Origin of the sequence: Lentimicrobium sp. S6 (assembly GCF_013166635.1) — a bacterium.
GTDB lineage: Bacteria > Bacteroidota > Bacteroidia > Bacteroidales > UBA12170 > UBA12170.
The window spans coordinates 1-1969 of the sequence record NZ_JABKBZ010000185.1 but is presented as its reverse complement, the minus strand read 5'-3'; the positions used below and the strand labels follow the sequence as shown (position 1 = coordinate 1969).

2 protein-coding genes are annotated in these 1969 nt (G+C 27.7%); one reads left to right on the top strand and one right to left on the bottom strand.

Annotated features, from left to right (window positions below; translation table 11 throughout):
• Positions 1–415: 415 nt before the first annotated feature.
• The gene (locus tag HNS40_RS22205) at positions 416–1507 is read right to left on the bottom strand and encodes a hypothetical protein (RefSeq protein WP_172284901.1); all 1092 of its coding nucleotides are present in this window, start codon (positions 1505–1507) and stop codon (positions 416–418) included.
• A gap of 232 nt (positions 1508–1739) precedes the next feature.
• Between HNS40_RS22205 and HNS40_RS22200 the strand changes: the two genes are divergently transcribed.
• Positions 1740–1969: phage integrase N-terminal SAM-like domain-containing protein (locus HNS40_RS22200; RefSeq protein WP_172284755.1), on the top strand; the 230-nt coding region annotated here is incomplete at its 3' end.

Sequence of the window (1969 nt, the reverse complement as noted above, 5' to 3'; positions counted from 1 at the left end):
GTTTAGAAACAATCATCAAAGAGCTCCTCCGGAAAACACTAAACCTTTGAAAGTAAGTATAAGTATATCAACACAATAAAAGAATATGAGTCATCTTAATGGAAGAATTATGCATCAATCAATCAAAAAATCAGAAATAATCAGAATAACGACCCTGCTAAAATCAAAAAACAGAAAAGCTCTTGAATACTTCTAAGATTTGCTAGAAAAAAATTGAAAAAAAATAACTACACAAGAGCTGTGGAGATATCATTGCCCAAATTGATTCCACAATATATAAGGTAGGCTTTACGGCTTCGTTGCCGGTTTACGTTCAACACACAGCACATATTCAGCCCCTCTTGGCCATAAGTAAATGCTTAGCTCCACGGCTTAGGGCTGAAAACGATGCTTAATTGTTAGAGCAAGTTTTTGTTTATAATCTATTCCAAAATTCATTATTTATATCAATTGAGTTGTCTAAAAAGTATTTTGACTTATATTTCTCAAACAACAATTCTTTAATATTATTATCATTCAGTTCTTCCTTTAATAAAACAATCTTTTCATTGTATTTAAAATCCCATTCAGAGTTATCTTTTTTCTTTCCTGTTACAATTATTAAATGTCCTAAACTTTTCATTTTTTCATTACCTGTTATAAATGCAACAAATTCATTGCTATTTTTAGAAACTAACACTGAATAGAATTTCCCATTTTCAAGTTTATTGTTGTCAACTAAAATTCCTTTGATTTTGTGATTATTCTTCCCATTATTAATATTTTTAGAAAATATACTTTTCTGATTTCTTATATCTAAAATACTGTGCAATTTGTTTATTTCATATTCTTTTCTTATTAAATCATTCAATTGAGATAAATAATCAATATCGTCTGAATATATATTTAAAGTCCGTTCTTTTACTGTGATATATTTTTTGTTATAATTATCATATTCGACGAATGGTTTAATAATTTTAACACTATTGTTTGATTTTGTATATACTGAAAATCTTGGTTTAATAAGTAAACCATTTTTGTATTCAGATACATCCAAACCAACAACACTTATTATTAAATCAGTATGATATTTTTCAGAAAGAATTATTAATTCTTCCAATTTTGTAGTCGATTTTTCTGTTGCTGTCAGAATAATACTATTCGGCAAATCTATTTCCGTTAACTCTTGTAAAGTGTTAGAATAATCTTGGATTATTGAATTTTCAAAGTTTAAATATTTTGCAAACTCTATTTGGTTGATATATCTATCTTTTTCTAATTTAGTTAATGAATTATTATTAAGTATTTCTACTTTTAAACTATCTTCATTTGAAATTATCCTTAATCGTTGAGGTGAAAGAATATATTTAGTATAAAAATCAATATTTTCTTTTGCCTGATTGTCAATTTTTACATTTTCTGGCAGAAGGATAATTGTTTTCAGGTTATATTTTTCTTGACTAAACCCCAAGACAGTAATCAAAATCCAAACTGTTAGAATTATATATTTCTTATTTACTTCTATCATTTAATTAAATTTGCTCTAACGGTTTTAATATGGTGCGTGCCGTACTTTATTCAATAATATTCTTTGTTTCCCGTACTTTAATTATTACTACTTCATTTACTAAGTAGCACTAAATGCGGCATGCACTATATTTTTTGTTGAACTAAACCTCCCCAAAGGGAGGTAGCTTTCGATTTAAATTCGTATTGAATACGTATAAATCTCATGTTTAATAATTTAATAAAATTAAATCATGAGTAAAATTACTATTTATTCTGAAGCCTGCAACAAAGTTGATGGCTTTAGAGCTATGGGAGAAGAGTTCAAACGTAAACTTATTATTAATGGACGATCAAAGTCTACACACGAAAATTATTTACGCCAAATAGCTAAACTGGCACTTTATTACATGAAAAACCCGCTGCATATAGACATGGATGAGCTGGAAGAGTATCTGTATTACCTGATGCAAAAGGATACGGA

Coding starts and splice junctions, on each gene's coding strand:
- HNS40_RS22205 (WP_172284901.1), bottom strand. CDS start 1,507: ATGATAGAAGTAAATAAGAAATATATAATTCTAACAGTTTGGATTTTG.